This window comes from Thermus aquaticus, assembly GCF_001280255.1.
Taxonomy (GTDB): Bacteria; Deinococcota; Deinococci; order Deinococcales; family Thermaceae; genus Thermus; species Thermus aquaticus.
In genome coordinates this window covers 1-392 of sequence record NZ_LHCI01000063.1, presented here as the reverse complement: position 1 = coordinate 392, position 392 = coordinate 1, and the positions used below count along the sequence as shown (strand labels likewise).

The 392-nt window shown below is 69.4% G+C and carries 1 pseudogene; it reads right to left on the bottom strand.

From position 1 onward, the window contains the following. Positions 1–37: 37 nt before the first annotated feature. Positions 38–392: pseudogene (locus BVI061214_RS13070) on the bottom strand (alanyl-tRNA editing protein); the annotation flags it as partial.

Below are 392 nucleotides of genomic sequence, written 5' to 3'. Positions count from 1 at the left end.
CACCAGGATGCTTTTCCCCCAAAAAACCCCCATGCCCCTAGCTTACGAGCCGGGGGTCCAGGGCCTCGGCGCTCCTCCCCCGGGGCGGGGCCCCCGGGAGGATCTCCTTCCCCCCGCCTCTGGCCCCCAGGGCCTGGAGGGCGGCGAGGGCCCGCTCCTTTCCCGGCCCCAGAAGGGCGAAACGCCCCTCCTGGGAGAGGAGGAGGAAGGTCTTGTCGCTCCAGTTGAGGAGCCTCTTGGCCAGCTCCGGGATCACGGCCTGGGGCACCAGGAGGACCCTCTCCTCCAGGGCCCTGGGCAGGAGGGCCTCCACCAGGGCCTCCTTGAGGGCCTGGTTTTCCCCCTTCAGGGCGTAAAGCTCCTCCTGAAGCCGCTTGATGGGCTTTTCCAGG